The 26242-nt window shown below is 70.6% G+C and carries 23 protein-coding genes; 16 read left to right on the top strand and 7 right to left on the bottom strand.

The features are described from left to right. Positions 1 to 62: 62 nt before the first annotated feature. The gene (locus FGL15_RS11545) at positions 63 to 2939 is read right to left on the bottom strand and encodes an MMPL family transporter (RefSeq protein ID WP_138946147.1); all 2877 of its coding nucleotides are present in this window, start codon (positions 2937 to 2939) and stop codon (positions 63 to 65) included. Positions 2940 to 3002: 63 nt separating this feature from the next. Further along, positions 3003 to 3650 (bottom strand): TetR/AcrR family transcriptional regulator, encoded by a 648-nt coding sequence (locus FGL15_RS11540; protein ID WP_138946146.1) that lies wholly within the window; start codon positions 3648 to 3650, stop codon positions 3003 to 3005. A gap of 155 nt (positions 3651 to 3805) precedes the next feature. On the opposite strand from FGL15_RS11540, the gene FGL15_RS11535 reads away from it, so the two are divergent. Then, positions 3806 to 5032 (top strand): MFS transporter, encoded by a 1227-nt coding sequence (locus FGL15_RS11535; protein ID WP_138946145.1) that lies wholly within the window; start codon positions 3806 to 3808, stop codon positions 5030 to 5032. Between the two features lie 25 nt (positions 5033 to 5057). On the opposite strand, the gene FGL15_RS20580 is transcribed toward FGL15_RS11535, so the two are convergent. The 3 genes from FGL15_RS20580 to FGL15_RS11520 all read right to left on the bottom strand — a co-directional run bounded on the left by FGL15_RS20580 (position 5058) and on the right by FGL15_RS11520 (position 8925). Then, complete coding sequence (locus FGL15_RS20580) at positions 5058 to 5924, bottom strand: AraC family transcriptional regulator (protein WP_205858611.1); 867 nt, start codon at positions 5922 to 5924, stop codon at positions 5058 to 5060. 113 nt (positions 5925 to 6037) lie between these two features. Next, complete coding sequence (locus tag FGL15_RS11525) at positions 6038 to 7204, bottom strand: hypothetical protein (protein ID WP_138946144.1); 1167 nt, start codon at positions 7202 to 7204, stop codon at positions 6038 to 6040. 50 nt (positions 7205 to 7254) lie between these two features. Then, positions 7255 to 8925 carry a 2-isopropylmalate synthase gene (locus FGL15_RS11520; RefSeq protein ID WP_138947289.1) on the bottom strand — a complete coding sequence of 557 codons (1671 nt, stop codon included), beginning with the start codon at positions 8923 to 8925 and terminating at the stop codon, positions 7255 to 7257. A gap of 138 nt (positions 8926 to 9063) precedes the next feature. Between FGL15_RS11520 and FGL15_RS11515 the strand changes: the two genes are divergently transcribed. Then, positions 9064 to 9741, top strand: coding sequence for a FadR/GntR family transcriptional regulator (locus FGL15_RS11515; RefSeq protein ID WP_138946143.1), 678 nt, complete (start codon positions 9064 to 9066; stop codon positions 9739 to 9741). 134 nt (positions 9742 to 9875) lie between these two features. Continuing rightward, positions 9876 to 10826: a manganese catalase family protein gene (locus tag FGL15_RS11510; RefSeq protein ID WP_138946142.1), complete on the top strand. Its 951-nt coding sequence runs from the start codon at positions 9876 to 9878 to the stop codon at positions 10824 to 10826. A 78-nt stretch (positions 10827 to 10904) separates the two neighbouring features. Here the strand turns inward: FGL15_RS11510 and FGL15_RS11505 are convergent, their stop codons facing one another. Continuing rightward, positions 10905 to 11453 (bottom strand): ABATE domain-containing protein, encoded by a 549-nt coding sequence (locus FGL15_RS11505; protein ID WP_138946141.1) that lies wholly within the window; start codon positions 11451 to 11453, stop codon positions 10905 to 10907. A 53-nt stretch (positions 11454 to 11506) separates the two neighbouring features. Here FGL15_RS11505 and FGL15_RS11500 point away from each other — a divergent pair, with 53 nt between their 5' ends. The 12 genes from FGL15_RS11500 (at position 11507) to FGL15_RS11455 (ending at position 23207) form a co-directional block, all read left to right on the top strand. Continuing rightward, positions 11507 to 11935, top strand: coding sequence for a carboxymuconolactone decarboxylase family protein (locus FGL15_RS11500; RefSeq protein ID WP_240773520.1), 429 nt, complete (start codon positions 11507 to 11509; stop codon positions 11933 to 11935). After that, positions 11932 to 12327, top strand: a complete 396-nt coding sequence (locus FGL15_RS20960; RefSeq protein ID WP_240773519.1) for a hypothetical protein — start codon at positions 11932 to 11934, stop codon at positions 12325 to 12327. Before FGL15_RS11500 ends, FGL15_RS20960 begins: the two co-directional genes overlap by 4 nt. Next, the gene (locus FGL15_RS11495) at positions 12252 to 12893 is read left to right on the top strand and encodes a hypothetical protein (RefSeq protein WP_240773518.1); all 642 of its coding nucleotides are present in this window, start codon (positions 12252 to 12254) and stop codon (positions 12891 to 12893) included. Before FGL15_RS20960 ends, FGL15_RS11495 begins: the two co-directional genes overlap by 76 nt. Before the next feature lie 301 nt (positions 12894 to 13194). Next, positions 13195 to 13284, top strand: coding sequence for a K(+)-transporting ATPase subunit F (gene kdpF, locus FGL15_RS11490; RefSeq protein ID WP_056009336.1), 90 nt, complete (start codon positions 13195 to 13197; stop codon positions 13282 to 13284). Continuing rightward, a complete protein-coding gene (gene kdpA / locus FGL15_RS11485; RefSeq protein ID WP_138946139.1) occupies positions 13284 to 14957 on the top strand; it encodes a potassium-transporting ATPase subunit KdpA in 1674 nt (557 codons plus the stop codon). The genes kdpF and kdpA overlap by 1 nt, the downstream gene beginning before the upstream one ends. 86 nt (positions 14958 to 15043) lie before the next feature. Further along, on the top strand, positions 15044 to 17209 hold the full coding sequence (gene kdpB / locus FGL15_RS11480; RefSeq protein ID WP_138946138.1) for a potassium-transporting ATPase subunit KdpB: 2166 nt from the start codon (positions 15044 to 15046) through the stop codon (positions 17207 to 17209). Between the two features lie 33 nt (positions 17210 to 17242). Further along, a complete protein-coding gene (gene kdpC, locus FGL15_RS11475) occupies positions 17243 to 17851 on the top strand; it encodes a potassium-transporting ATPase subunit KdpC (protein WP_138946137.1) in 609 nt (202 codons plus the stop codon). Positions 17852 to 17929: 78 nt separating this feature from the next. Next, complete coding sequence (locus FGL15_RS11470; RefSeq protein WP_138946136.1) at positions 17930 to 20425, top strand: DUF4118 domain-containing protein; 2496 nt, start codon at positions 17930 to 17932, stop codon at positions 20423 to 20425. Continuing rightward, positions 20422 to 21108, top strand: a complete 687-nt coding sequence (locus tag FGL15_RS11465) for a response regulator (protein WP_079704770.1) — start codon at positions 20422 to 20424, stop codon at positions 21106 to 21108. Before FGL15_RS11470 ends, FGL15_RS11465 begins: the two co-directional genes overlap by 4 nt. A 154-nt stretch (positions 21109 to 21262) precedes the next feature. Continuing rightward, complete coding sequence (locus tag FGL15_RS11460; RefSeq protein WP_138946135.1) at positions 21263 to 21715, top strand: SRPBCC family protein; 453 nt, start codon at positions 21263 to 21265, stop codon at positions 21713 to 21715. Next, a complete protein-coding gene (locus FGL15_RS20345; RefSeq protein ID WP_168223380.1) occupies positions 21705 to 21845 on the top strand; it encodes a hypothetical protein in 141 nt (46 codons plus the stop codon). Before FGL15_RS11460 ends, FGL15_RS20345 begins: the two co-directional genes overlap by 11 nt. Before the next feature lie 132 nt (positions 21846 to 21977). Beyond that, on the top strand, positions 21978 to 23207 hold the full coding sequence (locus FGL15_RS11455) for an MFS transporter (protein WP_138946134.1): 1230 nt from the start codon (positions 21978 to 21980) through the stop codon (positions 23205 to 23207). A 10-nt stretch (positions 23208 to 23217) separates the two neighbouring features. On the opposite strand, the gene FGL15_RS11450 is transcribed toward FGL15_RS11455, so the two are convergent. Further along, complete coding sequence (locus FGL15_RS11450; RefSeq protein WP_168223379.1) at positions 23218 to 24783, bottom strand: threonine/serine exporter ThrE family protein; 1566 nt, start codon at positions 24781 to 24783, stop codon at positions 23218 to 23220. A gap of 34 nt (positions 24784 to 24817) precedes the next feature. Between FGL15_RS11450 and FGL15_RS20955 the strand changes: the two genes are divergently transcribed. Beyond that, entirely contained in the window at positions 24818 to 26239 is a 1422-nt protein-coding gene (locus tag FGL15_RS20955) for an HNH endonuclease signature motif containing protein (RefSeq protein WP_168223378.1), read from the top strand. Positions 26240 to 26242 lie beyond the last annotated feature (3 nt).

Genomic DNA, 26242 nt, shown 5'->3' with positions numbered 1-26242 from the left:
CCCCGCCCTTCGACACTTCGACAGGCTCAGTGCGGCGCAGCTCTGGGACCGGGCAGACCGCGCTACCTCGGCGCGCGGACGACCACGACGCCACCGACGGGCGGCTCGACGACCGCGGTGCCGTTGTCGGCGTCGACCGCGATGACGTAGGCACCGACGGCCACGCGCTGCACACCGGCGGTCGCCGGGTGCACGATGACGTCGAGCCCGGGCTCCACCCGGGAGACCTGCTGGTCGGCCTGGTCGGGGTCGGTCGTGAGCACGTGCGCCGGGTGCGTCCGCTCGGCGGCGGCCGCCGCCTCCCGACGGGTCAGCTCACTCGACGGTGCGGCCACGTGTGCGGCCGTCCCCGCGGTCACGCCGGCACCGAGGGCCGCCGTCTCCGCGCCGTCGACCGCGTTCCGTGGCTCACCGCTCGACGGGGCGGTCGCGACCGAACCCGTGTCATGCGGGTGGCTGCGCTCGAGCGCGGCACCCTCGACGTCGACGTTCGGCAGGATGCGGTCGAGCCACTTCGGGATCCACCAGGCGCTCTTCCCGAGCAGGTGCATGACCGCCGGGATGAGGAGCATGCGGACGACGAACGCGTCGACGAGCACGCCGAACGCGAGCCCGAACCCGATCGACCGGATCATCGCCGAGTGGGAGAAGATGAACCCGCCGAAGACGGAGATCATGATGATCGCCGCCGCCACGACGACCGTCCGGCCGGCGTGCAGCCCGCGTTGGACCGCCAGGCGCGCCGGGGCACCGTGGGCGAACGCCTCACGCATGCCGGACACGAGGAACAGCTGGTAGTCCATCGCGAGCCCGAAGAGGATGCCGATGAGGATCGTCGGCAGGAAGCTCAGGATGGGTCCCGGGTCGTGCACGCCGAACACCGGGCCGAGCCAGCCCCACTGGAAGATCGCCGTGATGCCTCCGAAGGTCGCCGCGAGCGACAGCATGAAGCCGAGCGTCGCCGTGAGCGGCACGAGGATCGAGCGGAACACGAGGATCATGATGATCAGCGACAGGCCGACCACGAGCGCCAGGTAGAGCGGGAGCGCGTCGGACAGCTGCTTCGAGACGTCGATGTTGCCGCTCGCACTGCCGGCCACGCCGAGCTCGACGTCGCCCGACAGTGGCGAGAGGTCGCGCAGGTCGCGGACGAGCTGCTCCGTGGAGACGGCGTTCGGGCCCTCCTTCGGGATCACCTGGAAGGCGAGGACGGAGTTGTCGTCCGAGGCGCCCACCGGCGCGACGGCCTTCACGTCGTCCTGGTCGGCGATCTCCTGGCCGATCCGCACCTGCTCCTCGAGGACTTCCTCGTCGGTGGCGGCGTCGGGCAGCGTGGCGACGACGAGCAGCGGACCGTTGACGCCGGCACCGAACTTGTCCTCGATGAGCGTGTAGGACTGGTACTGCGTCGAGTCGACGGCCTCCGAGCTGCCGTCCGGCAGGCCGAGGCGCATGTCGAGCGCGGGGATCGCGACGACGCCGAGCACGACGAGTCCGGCGACGAGCGTGCCGACGGCCCGCAGCGTGCCCATGGGCTTGGTCGGGACGGCGTCCGGGCGCGGCGTGCCGATGCTGCCGCGTGCCTTCCGGCTGAGGATGCGGAGGCCGAGCAGCGACAGCAGGGCGGGCGTCAAGGTGACCGCGAGCAGGATCGCGACGGCGACGCAGATCGCGCCGACGGTGCCCATCAGGCCGAGGAAGGGGATCCCCGTGACGTTGAGTGCCAGCAGCGCGACGAGGACGGTCGATCCGGCGAAGACGACCGCGTTGCCCGAGGTGCCGTTCGCGAGGCCGATGGACTCGTGGAGTTCCACGCCCGCGAGCAGCTGCTTGCGGTGCCGGTTGAGGATGAACAGCGAGTAGTCGATGCCGACCGCGAGCCCGAGCATGACGCCGAGCACCGGCGTGATCGAGAGCATGTCGACGACGCCCGAGAGCGAGAGCGACGCGGTGACGCCGACACCGACGCCGACGATCGCCGAGACGAGCGGGAGCGATGCGGCGATGACCGTGCCGAGCATGACGAGCAGCGTGATCGCCGCGATGATGAGGCCGATCGCCTCACCCACGCCGAACAGCTGCGGCAGGCTCTGCGCGAGCTCGTTCGAGAACTCGACCTCGACGCCCGACGGGACGTCCTCCTTGACCTGGTCGATGACCGACTGCTTGGTCTCCGGCGTGACCTCCTGCTGACGCTTGTCGAAGACGACGTTCGCGACCGCGGTGGTGTCGTCGGTCGAGACGGTGCGGATACCCGAGGAGAGGTCGAGGAGCTGGGAGGAGAGTTCGAGCTTCGTGCTCTGCTCGTCGAGCTTCGCGAGGTTCTCGGTGATGGTGGCCTGCTGGGCGTCGAGCGCCGTCTGCTGCTGCGTGATCGCGGTCTGCTGGGCGTCGAACTGGGCCTGTGCGGCGGCCGGGAGCGTGCCGCCGGCGGCCTGCTGCGCCTGGGCGAGCGCGGCACTCAGCTGGGTCTGCGCGTCGGTCAGCTGCTGCTGTCCGGCGTCGAGCTGCGTCTGGCCGTCGGTCAGCTGGGTGCGGCCGTCGTCGATCTGCGTCTTGCCGTCGGAGATCTGCTTCGCCTGGTCGGCGATCGTCTCCTGCGTCTCGAAGGGGTTGACCGTGGAGTCGACGCCCTTGAGATCGGCCGTCTCGTCGAGCAGCTCGCCGATCGCGGTCTTCTGGCTGTCGGTGAAGGCGTCGCCGTCCTTGGTGTGGAACACCATCGCCCCGGTGCCGCCGGATGCGCTCGGGAACGACTCCTCGAGCTGGTCGGTGACCTTCGCGGTCGGGGTGCCCGGGATGGTGACGGCGCTCGAGAGAGTGCCGCCGAACGCGAGGAACGCGCCGACCGAGATGCCGAGGATCACGATCCAGGAGATGAGGACGGCCCACGCGCGACGCGCGGAGAAGCGTCCGAGGCGATACAGCAGTTCAGCCAAGGGAGTCTCGATTCTTCGGGAGGTGGTGCTGGTGACGTGTGCGGGGACGGAGCGGGAAGCGGATCAGTGCGTGGACGTGTAGCCGCTGCGGACGCTCGCGATGAGCCGTTCCAGCAGGTCGGTCCAGAGGGCACGGGCTTCATCGTCCGTGGTGGCGCCGGTACTCGCGATCCAGTGATGGGCGAGCACTTCGACGCCGTGCATGAGGGAGGACACCAGGAAGCCGGCCTCGAGTTCGTCGACGTCGGTGTTGCGCTCGGCCAGTTCGTGGGCGAGCTCCTGGGTGGTGCGGGAGAAGGTGGCCTGGAACAGCTGCTGCGGGCGCGAGTCGTCGGGTGCGAAGCCGCCGAGCGCGTTCCAGAGGAAGGCGATGACGCGGGGGATGTCGGTCGTGCGGAGCGCTGCGGCGACGTCCTCGAACATCGAGACGCGCGACCCCGGGCCCGCCGGTCGAGCGTTGACGGCGGACCGGAAGCTCTCGATCACGACGGCCAGCTCCTCGGTGCAGGAGGTGGTGACGAGGTCGTCGATCGAGGAGAAGTGGTTGAACACCGTGCGGCGCGAGACGTCGGCGCGCTCGGCGATGACGTCGACGTTGAACCCGGCGATGCCCTGCTCCGCGATCATGACGCGGGCGGCGTCGAGGATCGCGCGATGGTGGCGCGCGCGGAGGGCGGCGCGTCGATCCTCGGCGGGGGCGGTGGTGGACACGTGGGTACACTACGTGCACCGATGCACTCAGTGCAACTTGTTGACCATCGTCCCAGGCGACTCTCGGCAGGGCACGGCGCCTCCGGTGGACTAGCGGTCGGGTCGAGTGGACGGGAGGTCGGATGCGACCGCCTCCTCTCGGGCAGGCTTGAGCCATGACGACAGACGAGAAGCTCGACGCTCCACGAACGGGCTCGGTCCCCACAACGAACACAGCCGCGTCCGATGCTCCGCACACGCGGACCGCCTGGGCGGCCGTCGCCGTCATGATGGCGACGAGCTTCGTGCTCGTGCTCGCCGAGTTCCTGCCGCCGAGTCTGCTGCCGTCGATGGCCTCGTCGCTCGGGATCACCGAGGGCCAGGCCGGTCAGGCCGTAACTGCGACCGCGTTCATCGGCTTCCTCACCGCACCGACGATCGGGATCCTCGTCCCGCGACTCGACCGTCGCCTCCTGCTCGTCCTGCTCGCAGCGGCCGCCGCGGTGTCGAGCGCGCTCGTCGCGATCTCCGCCGACTTCGTGATGCTGCTCATCGCCCGACTCTTACTCGGCGCAGCCCTCGGCGCGTTCTGGGCGATGTCGATCGCGATCGCCGCCCGGTTGTCCGCTCCGCACCACCTCGGTCGGGCGATCATGCTCGTGAACACCGGCACCACCGTCGCGACGGTCGCCGGTGTCCCGGTCGGCACCTACCTCGGTTCGGTCATGGACTGGCGCCTCATCTTCGCCGGCGTCGCGGTCATCACCGCGGTGGTGGCCGTCGCACTGCGGCTCGTGCTCCCGCCCGTCGCGCCGGCACCGTCCAGCGGTGGTCTGCGGTCGCTCGTCGACACGCTCCGCGTCCCCGGCATCCGCGTCGGCCTCACGGGGCACATCCTGACCGTCCTCGGCCACTTCATCGCCTTCACCTACATCCGGCTCGCGATCGAGCGGGTGCCCGACCTCGACGCGGCCGGTGTGGCGGTCCTGCTCGCAGCGTTCGGCCTCGGCGGCGTGGTGGGCAACTTCGTCATCGGGCTCCTCGTCGACCGCCACCTGGCGGCCCTGCGCTACGTCGTCCCAGCCTTCATCGGCATCTCGATCGCGCTCGTGACCCTGTTCCCGGGGCAGCCCTGGATCGTGACCATCGCGATCACCACCTGGGGCATGGGCTTCGGTGCCTGGCTCACGACCCTCAGCACGTGGATGGGGCGGCTCGTCCCCGACCGGATGGAGTCCGGTGGCGGACTCGTCGTCGCGGGGTTCCAGCTCGCGATCACCGTCGGTGCCGGAGCGGGTGGACTGCTCGTCGACGCGGTCGGCATCGTCCCGGCGCTCACGGTCGCGGCGATCTCCGCGATCGTCGGCGGCATCGTCTTCGGGTCGGCGCGCACCGCGCGGTGAGGCAGAAGACTGCCCGGCCGAGCATCTACGCGGCGAGCGCCGCCTCGACACGCCAGCGGGCCGGCGTCAGGCCCGTGTACCGCTGGAAGGCGCGCGCGAAGCCGTCTTCCGACACGTAGCCGAGCGCGCCGGCGAGCTCCGCCACCGTCGCGTCGCCCGTGAGGATGAGCCCCTTGGCCGTCTCCATGCGAACGGTCGTGAGGTAGGCGCGCGGGGTGTGCCCGACGACCTCGCGGAACCGCTCGGCGAACGCCGACCGCGACATCATGGCGATGCGGGCGAGCGTCTCGAAGGTCCACGGTCGCCCCGGTTCGGCGTGCAGGGCGTCGAGGACCGCGCCGATGTGCGGGTCGCCGATGCGCTGCAGCCAGCGATCCGGCGCGCAGCCGGCCTCGTTCCACGTGCGCAGCGCTGCCGACACGATGGTCGTCGCGATGCGACTGCAGATGACGGTGTCGCCCGCCCGCGGACGACCAGCCGCCTGCGGGCAGCCCATGCCTGCGATGAGCGCCACCATCGAGGGCTCCTGCCCGGCGAAGTCGGCGACGTACAGGTGCTCGGGCAGGGTCTCAGCCACCTGTTGGCGCTGACCCGGCGGGGTGAAGGCGACGTCGAGCAGCTCGGCGTCCTCGAGCGCGAGCACCGTCGTGGCGTGGGCGCGGGGGAAGAAGACGAGGTCGCCGGCGTCGAGGTCGCGGGTGCCGTCGGCGGCGGTGAGGCGGACGCGTCCGCTGGAGAGGTAGACGAAGCCGGACGCCGTGTGAGCGCGTCGCAGCGGTGTGCCCGCGGCGAGGCGGTCGCGGTCGGTGCCGTGGATCGTCCATTCCAGGCTCGCGAGCGCGCGATCGAAGGTGTCGATCGTCGACGCTGGAGGGGTCGCGGTGAGGGTCACACCGATGCGAACGCGAATGCATCGCCGGATGTTCCGCGACCCTGCCCGCTGAGTCGCCCGGATCTGTCCGATTTCGGCGTGGATCCGAGCAGATTCGGGCGACTCGGTCGCGGCTAGCGCCCGTCGACCACGGACATGAACCCCGCGAAGGCGAAGGCTCCCGGGATGATGTACAGCAGCGTGCGGGTGACGAGCCAGCTGACCGCACCGACGGCCACCCAGATCGCATGGAAGCGCGCCCGGACGGTGAGGCGCCGACCCTCCTCGCCGACGACCGTCTCCTTCCGGGTCCAGACCTGCTCAGCCTCCATGGCGTCCCGCGCCGCTTCGAGGACGCTCTCCGCGTCCTGTCCAGCCACCCGTTCGTCGCGGTACCGCTCGGCCCTCGTGATGAGACGCGGGACGAGGTCGGTGAGGATCGCGTCGATGGCGACCCAGGGGGCGGCGTACGAGAAGTCGGCGGCCGGTCTGCTGAAGAAGACGACCCGATCGTCGACCATCTCCACGTTGTAGTACGCCGCGGTGCTGACGAGCGACGACATCACGTCGGGGGTCAGCACGTATCGCGCGTCCGTCCCGTACCCGGACGGTGCGTAGACGCGGAACCAGCGGTCGAAGTCGCCCTCGAGGGAGATGCGCAGCCCCCGGTCGAGGCCCGGCGGCAGGTCGCTGCGGACGGTGTCGTTCGTCGTCGCGTCGAGCAGGAGGTGCGGGAGCGGAGCCGGCAGCTGCACGGTCAGGTAGTGCCAGTCCCGCGACCGCTTCACGTCGTCGACGAGGTTGCCGAACTCGACCCGGTCGCCGACGAACCGCGGGTGGGACTGCACCTGTGGTCCCGGCGTGCTGATGAAGGCGTTGTTGTACTTCCCTGTCGTGGTGATGAGCGAGGAGAACATCGCCCGTCCCTTCGGCTCCTCCTCGAAGCCGTTGGCAACCGCGGTCAGGTGGCGTCGCCACTCGGCGAGGCGCGCCTTCGGCGACGGCGGACGTCGCGACCAGCGGTACAGGAGCCAGGCACCGACGAGCAACCCGACGAGGACGAGCACGATGACGACCAGGCCGACGACGTCATCGGCCTCGACGCGACGGTCGTGATACTCGTCGACGCTGACCCCGACCGAGACGAGGGCGATCGCGAGGTACCAGAGGACGAGGCTGAAGTAGAGATGGAAGAGCACCCTCCGCCCGGTGGGCACCCACTTGGACCGGCCAGAACGACGCTCGTCCGCCATCGCCGCGGCGACCTCGTGTTCGGGCGCCGTCAGCCACCGCAGTTCCACTGATCCAGATCCCCTCGACGCCCTCAGCCTCCCAGCGTAGGGCAGGGCGACTATCGGCTCGCGGCGTTGACGACGGCGCGGACCGATGCCTCGAGGACGGAGTGATGGCGCCCGGCCGTCCAGACCGTCTCCGCGCCGCGGCGGACCTCGAGGAGGGTCAGGGCCTCGGCGCCACTGCCGGCACTGAGCGAGGTCTGATGCAGGGACACGATCTCGACGGGGATGCCGTGGTCGGCGAGGAGACGGGTCGCCGCCTCGACCGGACCGATGCCGACGAAGGTGGCCTCATGGCGGTCCCCGTCGATCCGGAGACCGATCGTCGTCCGCGAGGTCTCGCCGCTCGTCGCCACATCGACCTCGAGCAGCTCGACCCGAGACGGCGTCGCCGACAGGTAGCTGCGCTCGAACGCCGCGAGCAGCGCCTCAGCGTCCAGTTCGCGACCGGTCTCGTCCGCCTGCTGCTGGACACGACGCGAGAAGTCGACCTGGAGACGACGGGGCATCTCGATGCCGTAGTCGCGCTCGAGCAGGTAGGCGATGCCGCCCTTGCCGGACTGCGAGTTCACCCTGATGACCGCCTCGTAGCTCCGGCCGAGGTCCGCGGGGTCGACCGGCAGGTAGGGCACGCGCCACGGGAGGTCCTCCGGGCGACTGCCGGTGGCCTCGGCCCGTGCCCGGTGTTCGGCGAAGCCCTTCTTGATCGCATCCTGATGCGTCCCCGAGAACGCGGTGTGGACGAGCTCGCCGACGTAGGGGTGGCGCGGGTGGATCTCGATCCGGTTGCTGTGCTCGACGACCCGACGGATGTGGTCGATGTCGGAGAAGTCGATCATCGGGTCGACGCCCTGCGCGTGCAGGTTGAGCGCGAGGGTCGCGAGGTCGACGTTGCCGGTCCGCTCGCCGTTGCCGAAGATGCACCCTTCGACCCGTTGGGCGCCCGCGAGGACCGCGAGCTCGGCACACGCGATCCCCGTGCCGCGGTCGTTGTGCGGGTGGACCGACAGGATGACGGCGTCGCGCCGGTCGAGGTTCCGGTGCATGTACTCGATCTGGTCCGCGTAGACGTTCGGGCTCGCCGCTTCGACGGTCGCGGGCAGGTTGAGGATCACCGGTCGGTCAGGCGAGGCGTCCCAGAGGGTCGTCATGGCATCGCAGAGTTCGAGCGCGTAGTCCGGCTCCGTCAGGTTGAAGACCTCCGGCGAGAACTCGAACCGCACCCCGTCGAGGTCGCCCGCGAACTCGAGGACGTCGGAGCCGCCGGCGAGGATGAGCGCGCGGAGCGAGTCGCGGTCGTGTCCGAGGACGACCTCCCGCCAGAGCGGCGCCGTCGCGGTGTACAGGTGGATGACGACCGGGTTCCGGATCCCGCGGATCGACTCGACGGTGCGCTCGATCAGGTCACGACGGGCGGGCGTGAAGACGACGATCGTGACGTCATCGGGAGCGATGTCGGTCTCGGCGATCAGACGGACGAAGTCGTAGTCGGTCTGCGAGGCGGACGGGTAGCCGACCTCGATCTCCTTGTACCCCATCGTGACCATGAGCTCGAAGAACGCCCGCTTCCGCTCGGGGTCCATGGGCTCGGCGAGGGCCTGGTTCCCATCGCGCAGGTCCACCGGCACCCAGAGCGGCGCCTCGGTCAGTCGCCTCGACGGCCAAGTGCGGTCGAGGAGGGGGACGTCCACCCGCGAGTACAGGTCCTGGTACCGGTGGGACGGCATCTGCGAGTGGCGCTGGCGATTCCAGCTCGGCGCGGAGGACGGGACAGGGCCGGCGGGCGTGGAGAGTCGGGAGTCTGCGGGGATCACGCGGTAACGCTAACACAGCTTGTCAGACAAGCTGAGGACTATGATCGACACATGGACACCGTGCACCGTGAATCGCTCTCCGACCAGGTCGCACGCTTGCTCCTGCAGCGCATCCAGGCCGGCGAGTGGGAGATCGGCCAGAAGCTGCCCGGCGAGACGACCCTGGCACCGCAGCTCGGCGTCGGCCGATCGACGATGCGCGAGGCAATCCGCCAGCTGGCCGGCCAAGGCGTGCTGTCGAGCCGGCAGGGATCGGGGAACTTCCTCCGGTCGCGTACGCCGGTCCAGGATTGGGACGCGCTCGTCCTGCGGACCGCGATCGGCTCGGTCATCGAGGCGCGCATCGCCATCGAGTGTGAAGCGGCAGCCCTCGCCGCGCAACGCCACACGGCGTCCGACCTGACCGCCATCCGGGCAGCGTTGGCCCATCGGAACGCCGATCGCGTGACCATCGAGGGGCGGGTCGACGCCGACACGGCACTCCACCGGAGCATCGTCGCCGCGAGTGGGAACGAGATCCTCACCGAACTGTTCGACACCTTCGCCGAGCGCAGCCGTGAGGCGATGATCCAGATGCTCCGCCTCAGTGGCGAGCCGGGGACGGACCACGACCAGCTCGTCCACGAGCGGATCGTGCAGGCGGTCGTGGATCGCGATGCCGCCGCGGCGTTCGACCGCAGCCGCACCCACCTCGTCGCCCTCCGCGACGGGATCGCGCGCTCGGACTGATCGCGACGCGCGCGGGACTATACGCCTCTCGCCGCCGAGATCACACACCCTACGAGGATCGGATGACCGGCGCAGGCTGATGGTGAGCGCTCGGGGCGGACGGCTCCGGGGGACTCCGATCAGAGAGGAACACCATGTACTTCCACGTGCAGCGGTTCATCAACGAGATCGCCGAGGACGAGCCGGACCCCGCGGCAGCGGCGGCGTTGCAGGAGGGCCTCGGCGGGCAGTTCGGCGAGATGCGCACCATGATGCAGTACCTCTTCCAGGCCATGAACTTCCGCGGGCCGGCGGGGAAGCCGTACCGCGACCTCATCCAGGGCATCGGCACGGAGGAGATCAGCCACGTCGAGCTCATCGGCACCACGATCTCCCGCCTCCTCGACGGGTCGCCCGCCTACCAGGGCAAGCAGACCGACCCGGTGGACCAGCCGGGGGCTGGCGGCGCGACACCGCTGTCGATCGCGCTGTCGGAGGTCAACACGCACCACTACCTCGTCGCCGCGCAGGGTGCCATGCCGGTGGACGCGGCCGGCAACCCGTGGAACGGGAGCTGGGTCTACAACTCCGGCAACCTCGTCCTCGACCTGCTGTACAACCTCATGCTCGAGTCGACCGGTCGCCTGCAGAAGTGCCGGCTGTACGAGATGACGTCGAACAAGACCGCCCGCTCGACGATCGCCTACCTGATCGTCCGTGATCAGGCGCACGAGAACGCCTACGCGAAGGCCCTCGAGACCCTCGGGGTCAATTGGAAGAACTCCCTGCCGATCCCGAAGACCAACGCCGAGCAGTTCCCCGAGGTCAAGCTGCTGGTGGACCAGGGACTGCAGAGCAAGCAGTTCTCCTTCGACCTCGCCGGGCAGTCCGAGGCCGGCCGCATCTTCCAGGGCATGTCGCCGTCCAACGACGGCACCGAGCTGGACGCGAGCGAGCAGGCTCCCGAAGGCGTGCCCTCGACGATCGCACCCGAGCGGTTCGAGGAGTTCTCCCCCGGAGCCGACAAGGACCTCCTCGCGCTCATCCAGGCGACGGCGGAGATGGAGCTCGCCGACATCGACGCGACCTTCGGACCGCTGAAGTAGGCGACGCCGGGCCGGCGTGGTCCGTCGGCCCACGCCGAGTCCGCGGAACCCGCCAGCCCCACGACAGGGCGTCCCGAATCAGTCAGCGCTCGGGGCGCCCTGTCGTGCGCGGTGGGCGCGGACCCGGCCCCGACTGGCACAGGCCGGCGACGGGCACCAGTGCCGCCTGCCGGAGGTGTCGAGGAACACCCAGCGGCAGTCGACCTCGGCGCACTGACGCAACAGCTCCCGGTCCGGGCCCTGCAGCATCACCAGCGCCTGGACGGCGATTCCGGCGAGCGCCGCGTCGAGCGGGACGCCATCCGGAGCGGGACCGCTCCACAGCGCTCCGGCCGACCTCGACGCGTGCCCACGCACCTGCGCGAGATCGTCTGGGGCCGGTTCGCGCCCGGCGACCGACGCCATCGCCAGCTCGCGGAGCGACTCCCGCAGCCGCACGAGGCGATGGAGGTCGTCGGCGCTCAGCTCGCCATCCACCCCGAACCCGACCAGGCCGAGCCACCGCCGCCCCGCCTCGGGCGTCCCGATCCGCTCCACCGGCCGCGTTCCGAAGCGCTGCCCCTGCGTGGCGAGCAGGTTCAGCCAGGTGGCTCCGCCGTCGAAGCGGAAGTCGGTCTCGGTGGTCATGGTTCGAGTGTAACGTGTCAACCGTTACAGCCGAAACGAACGAGGGAGCGACGATGCAGGGAGCGACGATGCACGAGGTGTTCGATGTGGCGGCCGGCCGCGAACGACTGGCGGAGCTGCAGGACGAGACGACGACCGCGGCCTGGCGCGCGACGGTCGATGCGGCGGCGCCGGGCTTCGACGAGTGGATCGTCGGCGCCGTGTTCGGTGGGACCTACCAGCGCGAGGGGCTGACCCCGCGCGACCGACAACTACTCATCATCGGCGCGCTGACGGCACTCGGAGGCGTCGACCCGCAACTCAGCGGTCACCTCACGACGTCGCTCCGCATCGGGATGACCCGGATGGAGCTCGCGGAGGCGCTCGTCCACCTCGTGCCGTACGTCGGGCTGCCCCGGGTGATGGCGGCCCTGCGACTCCTCCCCGAGCCGGAGCCGGCGGCCGGACCAGCAGCGACCGACCGCGACGCCGACGCCCGATGACCCGGGTGCCGCTCGAGACCCGGGTGATCCGCACGGTGCTCGGTGACATCGACCCGGCCACGGCCGGCGTGGTCGACTCGCACGACCACCTCTTCCTGCGGACACCGGTCCTGGCCGGTGAGGACCTGGTCGACGAGCCTGACGCCACGACCGCGGTCGAGCGCTTCGCAGCGGCGGGCGGCAGGACCGTCGTCCAGTGGACGCCTCGAGGTCTCGGACGCGGCCTCCCGGCGCTCCGGCGGATCAGTGCATCGACGGGGTCCACGTCGTGGCGGCGACCGGACGTCATCTGCGACGCGTCTACCCCGACGGTGCTGTGGAACCCACGCGCTCGGCCGACGAGCTCGCAGCGGCGTTCGTCGACGACGTCGACCGGCACGGGTGCGGACTGATCAAGATCGGTGTCGGCCCCGACCGCCTCACCGAGGACGAGCGGGACGCGTTGCGGGCGGCCGCGGTGGCGCATCACGCCACCGGTGCGCCGATCGCGGTGCACCTCGAGCAGGGAGCGGCGGCCGACCTCGTCCTGGCGGCGCTGGACGCCGACGAGGTGGACCCGAGGTCCATCGTCCTCGGGCATCTCGGCCGGAACCCTCACGTCGAGCAGATCCTCGAGGCGGCTCGCTCCGGCGCTTGGGTGTGCCTCGACACGCCGTCGCCCGGCCACCCGATGGACCCCGCTCGACTGGCGCGGGTCCTCGAGCTCCTCATCGACGACGGGCGCCTGCCCGCGCTGCTCCTCGGCGCCGACACGACCACAGCTACGTCCCGCGCGCGGCCGGAGGAGTACGGTCCGGCCGCGCTCCTGACGACCGTCGCACCGCAGTTGGCGCGGGCCCTCGGCGCGGAAGCGGTGTCGACGATCACCCGCGACAACCCCGCCCGCGCGTGGGCGTTCGAGCCCGGGGATTCGACGCCGGAACAGAAAATCAGCCCGCGCCTTTCGGCAACGGGCTGATCATGATGACTCCAGCGTAACGGACGGAGACGTGCCGAGGAGCCTGGCGGCATTCGGCCTGTGGACAACACCACTCCGTAGGGAGGTCGTGAGGATCGACGCGGAAGGCGTATGGAAACCGTGAGGACCGCCGTCTGAGGTCGCTGACGGGTGTTGGCTCTGAGCTGTCCCGAACGGGACGCAGCACCACGCACCCGCACCACGCACCCACTGGAGTCCTCTTGCTCGACCTCGTCTACGTGCTCGGCGTCATCGCCGTGTTCGCTCTGGTCGGCCTCGTCGCCCGGGGAGTGGAGAGACTGTGATCGTCTTCGAACTCCTCGCCGCCGTCCTGGCCGTCGCCGCCGTCGTGTACCTCGTGTACGCGCTCGTGAAACCCGAGAGGTTCTGATGCAGACCCTCTTCGCGATCCTCCAGGTCTCGACCCTCGTCCTGGTCCTCGTGCTGCTCTACCGTCCGCTCGGTGAGTACCTCGCCCGGGTGTACACCTCCGGCAAGGACTTCGCCGTCGAGCGCGGCTTCTACCGCGTGATCGGTGTCGACGCCCGCTCCGAGCAGACCTGGCAGGCCTACCTCCGCGGGGTGCTCGCCTTCTCGCTCGTCGGCGTCCTCCTCGTCTACGCCCTGCAGCGCGCCCAGGCCGTCCTGCCCTTCGCACTCGGCCTCCCCGCCGTCCCCGAGGGCCTGTCGTTCAACACGGCCGCGTCGTTCGTCGCCAACACCAACTGGCAGTCGTACTCCCCCGAGGTCACGATGGGGTACACCGTGCAGCTCACGGGCCTCGCGGTGCAGAACTTCGTCTCCGCCGCCGTCGGCATCGCCGTCGCCATCGCCCTCGTCCGCGGGTTCGCGAGTCGCCGCAGCGGCACCATCGGCAACTTCTGGGTCGACCTCACCCGCGGCACCCTCCGCGTGCTGCTGCCGCTCTCCGTCGTCATGGCGGTCGTGCTCATCGCGGGCGGGACCATCCAGAACCTCAACGGCTTCACCGACGTGACGACCATCACGGGCGCGACGCAGACCATCCCCGGCGGACCGGTCGCCTCCCAGGAGGCCATCAAGCTCCTCGGCACGAACGGCGGCGGGTTCTTCAACGCGAACTCCGCGCACCCCTTCGAGAACCCGACCGCGTGGACGAGCCTCGTCCAGAACATCCTCATGCTCGCGATCCCGTTCTCCCTGCCGCGCACCTTCGGCCGCATGGTCGGCGACCACAAGCAGGGCTACACGATCCTCGCGGTCATGGGCGTCATCTTCCTCGCCTCGTTCTCGATCCTCACGGCGCTCGAAGCCCGCGGCCTCGGAGCAGCACCGATGGCCGCCGGCGGCGCGATGGAGGGCAAGGAGCAGCGCTTCGGCGTCTTCGCCTCGACGCTGTTCGGCTCGACCTCGACGCTCACCTCGACGGGTGCCGTCAACTCGATGCACGACTCGTACACGGCGCTCGGCGGCATGATGCCGATGATCAACATGATGCTCGGCGAGATCGCCCCCGGCGGCGTCGGCTCAGGCCTCTACGGCATGCTCGTGCTCGCCGTCATCGCCGTGTTCATCGGTGGGCTGCTCGTCGGCCGGACCCCGGAGTACCTCGGCAAGAAGATCGGCCCACGGGAGATCAAGCTCGCGAGCCTGTACATCCTCGTGACGCCGACCCTCGTACTCGCCGGCACCGCACTGAGCTTCGCCATCCCCGGCGTCCGCTCTGACGTGGAGACGACGTCGATCTGGAACCCGGGCCTCCACGGACTGTCCGAGGTCCTCTACGCCTTCACCTCCGCCGCGAACAACAACGGTTCCGCCTTCGCCGGACTCACCGCGAACACCCCGTGGTTCAACACCGCGCTCGGCGTCGCGATGCTCCTCGGCCGCTTCGTCCCGATCGTGCTCGTCCTCGCGCTCGCCGGTTCGCTGGCCGCGCAGGACCGGGTCCCTTCGACGGCCGGAACGCTCCCGACCAACCGGCCGCAGTTCGTCGGCCTCCTCACCGGTGTCGCCGTGATCATCACCGCACTCACCTACTTCCCCGTACTCGCGCTGGGTCCCCTGGCGGAAGGGCTGTCATGAACGACGCACACCGCGTGATCATCACCGCTCTCACCCACTTCCCCGTACTCGCGCCAGGTCCCCTGGCGGAAGGGCTGTCATAAACCATGTCCACCACGCACACGCTTCCCGCCCCGGCGGAACCCGAGCAGGAGCAGGACCACCACCACGAGCCCGCGAAGGCCGCGTTCGGTCCGGCGCAGTTGCTCGCCGCGACCCCGGGTGCCTTCCGCAAACTCGACCCGCGGCTCATGGTCAAGAACCCGGTCATGTTCATCGTCGAGGCCGGGGCTGCACTGACGACCGTCCTCGCGATCGCCGAACCGTTCCTCGGTGGCGCGCAGGAGTCCGGCGGGTCGGCCGTGCCGGGGTCGTTCACCTGGGGCATCGCGATCTGGCTGTGGCTCACGGTCGTCTTCGCGAACCTCGCTGAGTCCGTGGCCGAGGGACGCGGCAAGGCGCAGGCCGACAGCCTCCGCAAGACGCGCACCTCGACCATGGCGAACCAGGTCACGGCCTACGACGCCTCGGCGGACCCGTCCGCTGAGCACGCCGCCATCGGCCAGGTCTCCTCCGCGGACCTGACCCTCGGCGACGTCGTCGTGGTGACCGCCGGCGAGCTCGTCCCGGGCGACGGCGACATCGTCTGGGGCATCGCCTCGGTCGACGAGTCGGCGATCACGGGCGAGTCGGCACCGGTCGTCCGCGAGTCCGGCGGTGACCGCAGCGCCGTCACGGGCGGCACCCGCGTGCTGTCGGACCGCATCGTCGTCCGCATCACCTCGAAGCCCGGCGAGACCTTCGTCGACCGCATGATCGGCCTCGTCGAGGGTGCGGCGCGGCAGAAGACACCGAACGAGATCGCGCTCAACATCCTGCTCGCGAGCCTGTCGATCGTGTTCGTGGTCGTCGCGCTGACGCTCAACCCGATCGCCTCCTATGCGGCGGCTCCCGTCAGCGTCCCGGTCCTCATCGCCCTGCTCGTCTGCCTCATCCCGACGACCATCGGCGCCCTGCTGTCGGCGATCGGCATCGCCGGCATGGACCGACTCGTGCAGCGCAACGTGCTCGCGATGTCCGGCCGTGCGGTCGAGGCCGCCGGCGACGTCACGACCCTGCTGCTCGACAAGACCGGCACCATCACCTACGGCAACCGCCAGGCGGTCGAGTTCATCGCTCTCCGCGGTGTCACGCCGGAGGAGCTCGCGCAGGCCGCAGCCCGGTCCTCGCTCAGCGACCCGACGCCCGAGGGCAAGTCGATCGTCGACCTCGCGGCCGAGCGGGGCATCCACCTGGACGGGTCCGGGGCTGGCGAGATCGTCCCGTTCACCGCGCAGACCCGCATGAGCGGCCTCGACCAGCCGGACGGCGCCCAGATCCGCAAGGGTGCCGGCTCGGCCGTGCTGGCCTGGGTGGAGTCGTTCGGATCCCTCGCCGAGGCGACCCGCGCCGAGCTCCAGGAGCACGTCGAGGCGGTGTCCGCCGGCGGCGGCACCCCGCTCGTCGTCGCGCAGACCGACACCACCGGCACCGCGCGGGTGCTCGGCGTCGTCCGCCTGAAGGACGTCGTGAAGGCCGGCATCGCGGAGCGGTTCGCCGAGCTGCGCGCCATGGGCATCCGCACGGTCATGATCACGGGTGACAACCCGCTCACCGCGAAGGCGATCGCCGCCGAGGCCGGAGTCGACGACTTCCTGGCCGAGGCGACGCCCGAGCAGAAGCTCGAGCTCATCCGCAAGGAGCAGGAGGGCGGCAACCTCGTCGCGATGACCGGTGACGGTACGAACGACGCTCCGGCGCTCGCACAGGCCGACGTCGGTGTCGCGATGAACACGGGCACCTCGGCCGCGAAGGAGGCCGGCAACATGGTCGACCTCGACTCCGACCCGACGAAGCTCATCGACATCGTCCGGATCGGCAAGCAGCTGCTCATCACCCGAGGCGCTCTCACGACGTTCTCGATCGCGAACGACGTCGCCAAGTACTTCGCGATCATCCCCGCCATGTTCGCCGGGGTGTTCCCAGGGCTCGCACTGCTCAACATCATGCAGTTGCACTCCCCCGCGTCGGCGATCCTCTCGGCGATCATCTTCAACGCGATCATCATCGTGATCCTGATCCCGCTGGCCCTCCGCGGCGTGAAGTACCGACCGCTCAGCGCCTCGAAGGTCCTCAGCCGGAACCTGTTGGTCTACGGACTCGGCGGTGTGATCGCGCCGTTCATCGGCATCAAGCTGATCGACCTCGTCGTCACCCTGATCCCCGGCTTCTAGCCCCACCCAGCACACGAAAGCAGACAGATCATCATGAGTGCATCCCGCAGCGGCATCGCCCAGTACTGGGTCGCCATCAGGGCCATGCTCGCCCTCACCGTCGTCCTCGGCGTCGGCTACCCCCTCGTCGTCACCGGCATCGGGCAGGCGACGATGTCCTGGCAGGCGAACGGGTCCGCCGTCACCGAGGGTGGGAAGACGGTCGGCTCGGCGCTCATCGGGCAGTCGTTCACCGACGCCGACGGCAAGCCGCTACCGCAGTGGTTCCAGTCGCGTCCGTCGGCGGCCGGCGACGGCTACGACGGTGGTGCGTCGAGCGGCAGCAACCTCGGGCCGGAGAACACCGACCTCGTCGCCTCGATCGAGGAGCGCCGCGCAGCCATCGCGTCCTTCGAGGACGTCGATCCGTCGACCATCCCCGCCGACGCGCTGACGGCCTCCGCGTCCGGTCTCGATCCGCACATCAGCCCGGCCTACGCGCTGCTGCAGGTGCCCCGCGTCGCCGCCGAGCGCGGCCTCGACGAGGGCGAGGTCCGTGCCCTCATCGAGCGCCTGACGCAGGGCCCCGACCTCGGCTACCTTGGGGAGTCCACGGTCAACGTCCTGCAGCTCAACCTCGCCGTGGCAGGACTGGACGGATAACACCATGCAGCGCGGACGACACAGCGCGGCCCCCGGGGTCGGCAGGCAGAGCGCCATGCTCAAGGAGAACTGAACACCATGCAGCGCGGACGACTCCGGGTGCTCCTCGGCGCGGCCCCCGGGGTCGGCAAGACCTACGCCATGCTCGAGGAGGGGCACCGCCTCGCTTCGGAGGGTGTCGACGTAGTCGTCGCGGTCGTCGAGACCCACGGTCGGGCCGCGACCGCCGCCCTGACCGAGGGGCTCGAGACGTTGCCGCGTCGGGGCGTCGAGCACCGGGGCGTGACGCTCGACGAGATGGACCTCGAGGCCGTCCTCGCGCGCCGCCCCGGACTCGCGCTCGTCGACGAACTGGCCCACACGAACGCTCCCGGCTCCACGAACGACAAGCGCTGGCAGGACGTCGAAGCCCTGCTCGCCGCCGGTGTCTCGGTGCTCTCGACGGTGAACATCCAGCACATCGAGTCGCTCAACGACGTCGTCCGGCAGATCACCGGGGCGCCGCAGCGGGAGACGATCCCCGACGCCGTGCTGCGGGCGGCCGACCAGATCGAACTCATCGACCTCGCTCCACAGGCCCTCCGCGACCGGCTCGCCGGCGGCCGGGTCTACCCGGCGGAGCGGATCGACGCCGCCCTGTCCAACTACTTCCGCCTCGGCAACCTCACGGCGCTGCGCGAGCTGGCGCTGCTGTGGCTTGCCGACGAGGTCGACTCCGCCCTCCGCGACTATCGCGCCGAGCACGGCATCGACAGCACCTGGGAGGCGCGTGAGCGGGTCGTCGTGGCGCTCACCGGCGGCCCGGAGGGCGAGACCCTGCTCCGGCGCGGCGCCCGGATCGCAGCCCGCTCCTCCGGTGGCGAGCTCATCGCGGTGCACGTGACGACGCAAGACGGCCTCCGCACCGCGAACCCCGGCGCGCTCGCGCAGCAGCGGGCGCTCGTCGACACCCTCGGCGGCACCTTCCACCAGGTCGTCGGCGACGACGTGCCGCGTGCGCTCGTGGACTTCGCGAAGGCGGCGAACGCGACGCAGCTCGTCATCGGTGTCAGCCGACGCAGTCGCCTGTCCGCCGCGGTCACCGGTCCCGGCATCGGCAACACGGTCATCCGCGAGTCGGGCAACATCGACGTCCACATCGTCAACCACGAAGCGGCGGGCGGTCGGTTCCGACTACCGAAGCTCGGCGGTGCCCTGAGCGCACGGCGCCACATCGCAGGGTTCGCGCTCGCGCTCATCGGCGGGCCGCTCGTCACCTGGCTCCTCCACCTCGCCCGCACCGAGGAGTCGATCACGAGCGAGGTGCTCTCCTACCAGCTGCTCGTGGTGCTCGTCGCGCTCGTCGGCGGGTTCTGGCCGGCGGTGTTCGCGGCCGTCCTGTCGGGGGTCACGCTCGACTTCGTCTTCGTCCAACCGCTGTACACCGTGACCATCGACGATCCGGCGCACCTCGTCGCCCTCGTGCTCTACGTCGTCATCGCGGTGATCGTGAGCGGCGTCGTCGACCTCTCAGCGCGGCGGGCTCGCACGGCCAGGCGCGCGGCGGCGGAGTCCGAGCTGCTCGCGACGGTCGCGGGCAGCGTGCTCCGCGGTGAGGGCGCCCTGCAGGCGCTCGTCAGCAGGACCCGCGAGTCCTTCTCGCTCGCCGGGGTGCGCCTCGTCGCGGGTGAGCAGGTCCTCGCGGTCGACGGCGAACCGACCCGCGGAGGCGACTTCACGAGCATCCCGATCGGCACCCGCGCGGTGCTCGAACTCCACGGCGGGGTGCTCGCCGCCTCCGACCGCCGCCTGCTCGCCGTCATCGCAGCGCAGCTCGACGCCTCGCTCGAACACACCGATCTGCGCGCCACCGCCCAGGAGGTCGGCCCGCTGGCCGCGACCGACCGCGTGCGGAGCGCGCTGCTCTCGGCAGTCAGTCACGACCTCCGGCGCCCCCTCGCCGCCGCGACCGCCGCCGTCACCGGCCTGCGCGCGACCGACGTCGAGCTCACCACGGCTGACCGCCAGGACCTCCTCGAAACCGCCGACGACAGCCTGCGCACCCTCGCGGCCCTCGTCACGAACCTGCTCGACGTCAGTCGCCTCCAGGCCGGTGTCCTCGCCGTGACCGTCGCCCCGATCGACGTCGAGGACGCGATCCTGCCGGCCTTCGACGAGCTCGGCATCGGTCCGCACGACGCCGAGCTCGACCTCGCGCCCGATCTTCCACCCGTCCTCGCGGACGCCGGCCTGCTGCAGCGCGTCATCGTGAACCTCCTGACGAACGCGCAGCGCTTCAGCCCCGACGACACCCCCGTCCGGATCGCGACGAGCGGGTTCCGCGACGCCGTCGAGATCCGCATCGTCGATCACGGCCCGGGCATCGCGCCCGACCGACGCGAGGACGTGTTCGTCCCCTTCCAGCGCCTCGGCGACACCGACAACCTCACCGGTCTCGGCCTGGGACTCGCACTGTCGAAGGGCTTCGTCGAGGGGATGGGTGGCACACTCGAACCGGAGGACACGCCGGGTGGGGGCCTCACCATGGTGGTGTCGCTGCCGGCGGCACGTGATCAGGAAGGGACCGCTCGATGAAGATCCTGATCGCCGACGACGACCCGCAGATCCTCCGGGCCCTGCGCATCACGCTCACCGCTCGCGGCTACGAGATCATCACGGCCGAGGACGGCACCGCTGCGCTCAACGCCGCGACGACGCACCGCCCCGACCTGTACCTGCTCGACCTCGGCATGCCGGGACTCGACGGGCGGCAGGTGATCGAGGGCCTCCGCGGCTGGACCGACGCGCCGATCCTCGTGGTGTCCGGTCGTGCCGGCTCGACCGACAAGGTCGAGGCGCTCGACGCCGGAGCCGACGACTACGTGACGAAGCCCTTCGCGATCGACGAGCTGCTCGCCAGGATCCGTGCGCTCACCCGACGGGTCCCCGGCGCCGAGGCAGAACCCACCGTGCGCTTCGGCGACATCGTGGTCGACCTCGCCGCGAAGCAGGTCACCAAGCAGACCCCTGGTGCGTCCCCGGCCACCGTCCGCCTGACGCCGACGGAGTGGCAGGTGCTCGAGCTGCTCATCCGGAACGCCGGCAAGCTCGTGACCCGACAGATGCTGCTCACGGAGATCTGGGGTCCGACGCACGTGACCGACACCGGCTACCTGCGCCTCTACATCGCGCAGCTGCGGAAGAAGCTCGAACCTGAGCCGGCCACTCCCCGCCACCTGCTCACCGAGGCCGGCATGGGGTACCGCTTCCAGCTCTGAGCGAGCGCTCGCGTCGAGCCGGGCAGGGTAACAGGTTGCAGCGCCGGAGGCCATGCCCCCGGAATCGCAGCTTGCACGCGTACCGTCGCAGTCGCGTCCGGGCTTTCCGGACGAGACCCATGCAGGTACCGCAGAACCAGAGAGGATGGCGCCCATGACCCAGGTCATCGAAACCATCGACGTCGACGTTCCCGTCTCCGTCGCCTACAACCAGTGGACCCGCTTCGAGGACTTCCCCAAGTTCCTCGACGAGGTCGACTCGATCACGCAGGTCACCGACACCCTCACGGAGTGGACGGTCAGCGTCGCCGGACAGACCCGCACCTTCGAAGCGGAGATCACCGAGCAGCACCCCGACGAGCGCGTCGCCTGGAACAGCACCGGCGGCGAGGCGGACCACGCCGGCGTCGTCACCTTCCACCGCCTCGAGGACGCCAAGACGCGTGTCACCGTGCAGCTGGACTGGGAGCCCAAGGGCCTCCTCGAGCACCTCGGCTCCGCCGTCGGTGTGGCCGGTCATGCGGTCAAGAAGGACCTCGGCAACTTCAAGCAGCTCGTCGAATCCGAGGGCCAGACCGGACAGGGATGGCGTGGCGATGTCGAGTGACGGCCCCCGCCCCGGTCCCCCGCACACGCACGACGACGACGTGAAGCACGACGTGCCGAAGCCTGAGGAGGTCGATCCCGAGAAGGGGACCGACGCCGAGGGCGACCCGGTCGAGAACCCCTCGGGCTGATCATCCCGGCTCGGCCCGTCCGAGGCGAGCGCCGCCCCGAGACGGGGACCGACGCCGAGGGCGACCCGGTCGAGAACCCCTCGGGCTAGCAACACGCCCGTCACACCGCATCACCGCCTCTAGGCTCGGAGCATGAGTGCTCGCGCCGGTCAGGCGAACCCCCGCCCCGCGCTGTCCGCCCCTCTTCGGCGGCGGCGCGGGGCGATCTTCGTCTTCATGCTCACCGTCGGCGTGGGCCTGTCGTCCTTCATCGTCCGGACGCCCGCCGTCCGCGACCTCGTGCACGCGAGCACCGCCGAGATGGGACTCATCCTCTTCGGGATCTCCGTCGGCTCGATGACGGGCATCCTGTCGTCCGCGGCGCTCGTCCGCCGGTTCGGTGCGCGTCGCCCGATCGTCATCGGCGGGGCGGCGTTCGTCATCGGGCTCGCCCTGCTCGCCCTCATGGCGGGTGCCGGGCAGGGCGTCGGCGTCTTCCTCGGGCTGATCGGCATCGGCCTGGGCTTCGGCCTCGCCGAGATCGCGATCAACATCGAGGGCGCGATGATCGAGCAGCTGTCCGGACGGTCCATCCTGCCCGTGCTCCACGGCTGCTACAGCCTCGGATCCGTCATCGGCTCGGTCGCCGGCATCGCGCTCACGGCGATCGCCTTCCCGGTGACGATCCATCTGCTGATCGTCGCGACCGTCGCCCTGGTGGCGCTGCTGTGGGCGATCCCGAAGATCCCCGCCGAGACGGGACGACAGTCGGACACGGGTGCCGGCTCCCCCGGGATCCGTGCGCAGCTCGCGGTCTGGCGACAGCAGCGGGTCATCTTCCTCGGGCTCATCGTGCTCGCCCTCGCGCTGGCCGAGGGCGCCGCCGGCGACTGGTTGCCGCTCATCATGGTCGACGGGCACGGCACCACGGCCGCCGTCGGATCGATCGTCTTCGCCGGGTTCGCACTTGCCATGACGATCGGCCGTTTCGCCGGTGAACCGCTCCTCGCCCGCTTCGGCAAGGCCAACGTGCTGCGGGTGAGCGCCCTCGTGTCGGCGGTCGGGATCGCGCTCGTCGTGTTCTCCGACAGTGTGCTCGTCGCGGGGCTCGCGGTCCTGCTGTGGGGGCTCGGCGCGGCGCTCGGCTTCCCGGTGACCCTCTCGGCGGCAGGTGAGAGCGACGATCCGACGACGACCGTCGGGGCGGTGGCCTCGGCCGGCTACGTCGCGTTCCTTGTCGGTCCGCCGCTGCTCGGGTTCCTCGGAGAGCACTTCGGTCTGCGTGGCGCGATGATCGTGGTGCTCGCCGTCGTCGTGCTGGCGTCGTTCCTGACGTCCGCGGCGAAGCCCCAGGAGCGGCAGGTCACGCCAGCCGGTCCCTGAGTCATCCCGCTCAGCGCGGGTGGCGCCTGGCGCGCCGGATGTATCCGGGTAGCAGCACGCGGCCGGAGACGCCCGTGCGGCGGGCGAGGATCTCGCCGAGGGTGACGCCGGCGGCGAGCGCGAGGCCGGTGAGGCCCGCCTGCAGCAGCTGTTCGACCCCCTCGGAACCCTGCTCGCCGTTCACGAGCGCGAGCATGCCGCGGTAGATCGCGAGCCCAGGCAGCAGCGGCACGATCCCGCAGATGGTGAGGATGATCGCCGGGATGCGCAGCCGCGGGCCGAGCGCCTCCGCAGCGAAGCCGATGATGAGCGCGGCGAGCGCACTGGCTGCTGCGGGCGCGACGCCACTGCCGGAGACGAACACGAAGACGGAGAACGCGATCGCGCCGGTGACCCCCGCGAAGAACGCTGCACGGAGGGCCGCCTGCGAAGCCATCGCCCAGGCGGCGGAGGCCACGGCCGCGCCGACGATCTGCACGGCGACGGGCCACGGGCTCACCGGGAGGTCGAAGAGGACCAGGGAGATGCCGAGGCGCCGGGCGAGGTCGAGGACGCCACCGATGCCGACCACGATCCCGATGGTGAGGAGCATCACTTCGACGAGGCGTCCGCTCGCGGTGACCGGGAACCCGTTGATCGCGTCGTCGGCCGCTCCCACCAGGGATGCCCCGGCGAGGAGGACGACGATGCCCGACGCGACGATGAGGGCCGGCGGCAGGGCCGAGAGGTCGTCCGGGACGTAGGGGCTGAGGATCGAGATGAGGACGGCGACGGTCGTGGCGATGGCCGCCCCGGTGAGTTGGAGGAAGAAGACCGGCAGCTTCCAGACGTTCAGGGCCCGGAACGCGCTGTCGATGAGTGCCGTGGTGGCTGCGGCGAGCAGCATCGAGACGACGCCACCGCCGAGGAGGACGGCGACGGCCGCCGCCATGGTCGACAGCAGCACGGTGACGAAGCCGCGGCGGTAGGTGCGGCGTGCGGTGAGGATACGGTCGAGGTCGCGGTGGGCGGCGCCGAGGCGGGCGTGCAGTTCGTCACGGAGGTCGGCCTCGTCGTCGCGGGCGACGTCGGTGACCGTCATGATCGGTTCGGATCGGTTGGTGATGCCCTCGGCGACCACGACGACCTTGGCGAGGCGGTCGAAGTCGGCGGAGGGCGAGCGGACCACGCGGAGCACGGTGACGCCCGGCGACAGCTCGGACCCGTCGTGCGCGATGAGGATGGAGGTGAAGGTGAGGTCGACCTGGCATTCGAGGTCGAACGCGCGGCACACCCGGCGGATGGCGTCGGTGACCTCGGCCGCTGCGGCTCCGAGTGCCAGCATCGACTCGCCGATCCGGCCGGCCAACTCGAGCACCTCGCGCACGGGCCGTTCGGCGTTGAGGCGGACGACCGCCTGCTCGTCGACGCCCTCCGGCGCCGCTCCTCGGACTCCCCCGGCCAGCTGACTCAGCAGCGAACGCATACCCACCCGCTCATCGTACGAGCCACCGGTGACGGCGGGCTCGCCCTGGTGTTCGGCGGTCGTCTGTGCGAGGCGGTGGGCGGGTCCGAGCGGCCGGATACTCGTGATCATCTCGAATGTCAGTGGTCCATGTTGGACTGGAGTCATGACCGAGACCGCCACGTTCGATGGCCCCGAGGTGCACGAGCGCTCGGGGTATCCGGGGCACCCGGAGCACCCGAGCGATGTGTTCGCTGCTCGGATGGCGTCGTTCACCGACAGGTTCGTCGACCTCGCGCGCCGACGCGCGGCGCTCGAAGCTGAGGAGGCGCAGCTGCTGGCCGAGGCCTTCTCCTACGCCGATGCGACCGCGTCAGCACTCGTCTCCGCGAGCACCACCTCCACCGACGCCCGCGACCTCGCGAGGCGCTCGATGTGCGCGTCGCTCGCGATCGCCACGAGGATGTCCGAGCCGACGCTCCAGGCGCGGGTCGGCGACGCCGAGGCGCTCGTCCACCACGCACCCGCTGTGCTCGAGGCGCTCGCGGAGGGTTCCATCAGCGGCGGTCACGCCCGCGCGATCACCGACCAACTCCGCGACGTCCCGGCGGAGGGCCGCGCGGTGTTCCTGGAGCAGGTGCTGCCCGTGGCCCGCCGCTCGACGACCGCACGTCTCCGCCAACGCGCGAGGGTGGTGCGGGAGCGGTTGCACCCCGAGTCATTCACCGCCCGACGCACGCGCTCGATCTTCGACCGCCGTGTCGAGCTCGAGGCCGCGGCCGACGGCATGGCCTGGGTGCACCTGTTCACCACGGCCCCACTGGCGCACGCGATCAGGAACCGCCTCGACGCCGTCGCGGTCCCGGCGCGGATCGCCGGCGACGCCCGCACGCTCGCACAGCTGCGTGCCGACGCGCTCGCCTCCCTCGCCGTCGCCGGAACGGTGAGCGACGACGTCGGTCCCATCCCGGTCGACCCGGAGACGACCGGGACGTTCACGTGGCTCCCCGGTTCCGCGCCGCTCGACGACGCAGCGAAGATCGCCGAGGAGGCGGTCGCCGCCGAGGCCGACCCCCTGCTCGCCGAGCCCGTCGGCATCGAGGCCCGCATCCGAGCCACCGTCCAGATGACCGTCCCGGCACTGTCCACCCTCGGCGTCACCGACGAACCCGGCGTGCTCGACGGCTACGGCCCGATCGACCCCGACACCGCCGCCCGACTCGCCGTCACGGCCCCCTCCATGACCCGCATCCTCACCCAACCGGAAACGGGAGCCGTCGTGTCCGTCGGACGCGAGCAGTACCGGGTGCCGGCAGACCTCGCGCGTGCCGTCCGCCTGCGAGACTCCACGTGTCGGGCTCCGGGCTGCGGACGAGCCGCCCGGAACTGCGACCTCGACCACTCGGTCGCCTGGCAGGACGGCGGTACGACAGCGGTCGACAACCTGGCCTGCCTCTGCCGACATCATCACCGGCTGAAACACCTGCCGGGTTGGAACCTCGAACACCATCCCGGCGGCGTCCTCACCTGGACCACACCCGACGGCCGACGACACGAGACCAGACCCGAGCTCGCCGAGACGGGGTGAGCC

The organism is Plantibacter sp. M259 (genome assembly GCF_006065115.1).
GTDB lineage: Bacteria > Actinomycetota > Actinomycetes > Actinomycetales > Microbacteriaceae > Plantibacter > Plantibacter auratus.
The sequence above is the reverse complement of the archived record's forward strand: the minus strand, read 5'-3'. Positions and strand labels throughout refer to the sequence as shown.